Annotated in this window: 2 protein-coding genes; both read left to right on the plus strand. The window is 62.0% G+C overall.

Annotation, left to right across the window (positions count from 1 at the left end):
* Positions 1 to 1,001, plus strand: a 1,001-nt coding sequence (locus C2I19_RS10505) for a glycosyltransferase family 4 protein (protein WP_103902651.1), incomplete at its 5' end; no start/stop codon positions are given.
* Between the two features lie 796 nt (positions 1,002 to 1,797).
* Positions 1,798 to 2,580, plus strand: coding sequence for a ferredoxin--NADP reductase (locus tag C2I19_RS10510; RefSeq protein WP_103902645.1), 783 nt, complete (start codon positions 1,798 to 1,800; stop codon positions 2,578 to 2,580).
* Positions 2,581 to 2,917 lie beyond the last annotated feature (337 nt).

The following is a 2,917-nucleotide window of genomic DNA, read 5'->3' on the forward strand; positions in this document are numbered from 1 at the left end:
CGCAGGTCAACGGCGTGGTCCGCTCGCTGACCGAGACCGCGCGCGAGCTGGACGGCTTCGGCCATCAGATCAACATGATCACGCCGCTGGAATTCAAGACCCTCCCCTGCCCCACCTACCCGGACATCCGGCTGTCCTTGCTGCCCTACCGCCAGGTGGCGCAACGCATCGCCGGCTTCGCCCCGGACGCCGTCCACATCGCCACCGAGGGGCCGCTGGGCCTGGCCGCGCGGCGTTACTGCCTGCGCGAAGGGCTAGCCTTCACCACGGCCTATCACACCCGCTTCCCCGAATACATCCATGCCCGCTGCCGTCTGCCGCTGCCCATCAGCTACGCCTGGATGCGCCGCTTTCACGGCGCCTCCCAGGCGGTGATGGTGCCCACCCGCTCCATCGCCAACGACCTGGAGGCGCGCGGCTTCCGCAACGTCAAGCTATGGAGCCGCGGCGTGGATACCCAGATGTTCAGCCCCGGCGAGCGGCAGCGTCTGGACGAGTCCGCGCCGCCGCGTTTCGTCTATATCGGCCGCGTGGCAGTGGAAAAGAATATCGAGGCCTTCCTCAAACTGGACCTACCCGGCAGCAAGTGGGTGGTCGGCGACGGCCCGCTGCTGGCCAGGCTGAAACAGCAATACCCCGATGTGCATTTCGCCGGCGTCTTCCCGCAGCATGAGCTGGCGCGCTTCTACCGCGCTTCCGACGTGTTCGTCTTTCCCAGCTTGACCGACACCTTCGGCCTGGTGTTGCTGGAGGCCATGGCCTGCGGCACGCCGGTGGCCGCCTTCCCGGTGGCCGGTCCCTTGGACGTAGTGGGCGACAGCGGCGCCGGCGTGCTGGACTGGGACTTGCGCGCGGCCTGCCTGCAGGCGCTGGAAATCAACCGCGACCATGTGCGCCGCGTGGCCGAGGGCTATTCCTGGCAGGCGGCCAGCCGCCAGTTCGAATCCCACCTATGGCCTAACCCCAGCCACGAAGCGGTAGTCAGCCCGGCGCTGGATTAGGAAAAACTTGCATCAGAATCTATAAGCACTATATTGATAAAGTCGCGGCAACAGGGAGAGAACGGAATGAGTCAGGCATTGACCATCGGCCACCTTATGCTCGATTCGGCACTGCGACTGCGCCCGAACACCTAGCCGCAGTCGGCACCGGAGGTGCCCGCAGTGCTCCAAGCAGCGTCCAGGACGGATGCACGGAAATATCCAAAGGCGGCCGACAGGCCATACATGACGAGCAGTGGTAGGGATAGACCGCGCGGGAGAAGGTTTTCCGCATACGCGCCCGTGACAGGGCGCACGATGAGCCGGCAGTAGAGTAACAAGCAAACGCAGCAGGACCGGCTATCGAGTTGTTCCCTCAAGGCGGCGTGCAAGCAGTCCGCATGCCGTAGTGGCTCAGCAAGGTTCGCGTCGCAGTGGGCGGTTTTCAAGCCAGGGCGCACAAGCGATGTATCGTCCCCATCGTCATCCGGAGGGCGTCCCATCACCGGGACGCCCTCTGTCTTTCCCGGCCTTTATGAGAAAATCATTACAATGATGCGGATCAAAATAACGGCTAGTGCTAAAAAAATCATCAAACGATCTTCCACCAGCCGGCCGCTGTCCGGTACCATGCCTGCATCGCGCCGTAGTCCGCCATCCGCGGCCGGCGGCGCCACAAACAATCGGCCGGCGTGAGCGCGTCTCGCGCCGCCATACAAAACCCGAAGCCGCTGGAATGAGCAGGGGAACGGCGAACGGGTTAAAATCCTTGCAACGCAACATGATCCCGATCTTTATTGAGTGAGCCGCGCGACATATGTCCTCTCCCAATCTGACCGCTGAAAAAGTCCTGTCCGTCCACCACTGGAACGACACGCTGTTCAGCTTCACCTGCACCCGCGACGCGGGTCTGCGCTTCATCAACGGCCAGTTCGTGATGATAGGCCTGGAAGCCAACGGCAAGCCGCTGATGCGCGCCTACTCCATCGTCAGCTCCAATTACGAAGAGCATCTGGAGTTCTACAGCATCAAAGTGCAGGACGGCCCGCTGACCTCCAAGCTGCAACACCTGCAAGTCGGCGACACCGTGCTGATCAGCAAGAAGCCCACCGGCACCCTGGTTCAGGACAACCTGCTGCCGGGCAAGAATCTGTACCTGTTGTCCACCGGCACCGGCCTCGCGCCCTTCATGTCCATCATCAAGGACCCGGAAGTGTACGAGCGCTACGACAAGGTGATTCTGACCCACGGCGTGCGCTGGGTCAGCGAACTGGGCTACCACGACTACATCACCAAGGAACTGCCGGAAAACGAGTTCTTCGGCGATATGGTCAAGGAAAAGCTGATCTACTATCCGACGGTGACCCGCGAACCGTTCCGCAATCAGGGCCGCCTGACCGACCTGATCACCAACGGCAAGCTGTGCGCCGACATCGGTCTGCCGCAGCTGAACCCGGAACACGATCGCGTGCTGATTTGCGGCAGCCCGAGCATGCTGCATGACCTGTGCGAAATCCTGAACGGCATGGGCTTCAAGGAATCGCCGCGCATGGGCGAACCGGCCGACTACGCGATCGAACGCGCCTTCGTCGAGAAATAAACCCGTTCCGCCCCGGCGGAAAACCAAAAGCCCCGCAGGCACGCGCCGCGGGGCTTTTTATTTCCTGACATCAAACAACCCGCTTCCATCAAGAATACGGACAAAACAAAGGGAGGCCTAAGCCTCCCCAGTTTTTATACGAGCCAGACTGCAGTCTGGTTGATTACTTGGCGGCCGAAGCGGCAGCCTTATGAGCCTTCTTGGCGTGGTGCTTGTGCGCCTTCTTGGCTACCGGGGCGGAAGCGTCGGCCTTGGCGGCTTGAGCCTTGGAAGCTTCAGCCTTCTTGGCGGCGTGGTGCTTCTTGGCGGCGTGCTTGTGAGCCTTCTTGGCTACCGG

This window comes from Chromobacterium alticapitis (assembly GCF_002924365.1).
Classification (GTDB): Bacteria; Pseudomonadota; Gammaproteobacteria; order Burkholderiales; family Chromobacteriaceae; genus Chromobacterium; species Chromobacterium alticapitis.

Bases quoted from the DNA above. Each gene is read 5' to 3' on its own strand.
- C2I19_RS10510 (WP_103902645.1), top strand. From the start codon at position 1,798: ATGTCCTCTCCCAATCTGACCGCTGAAAAAGTCCTGTCCGTCCACCAC.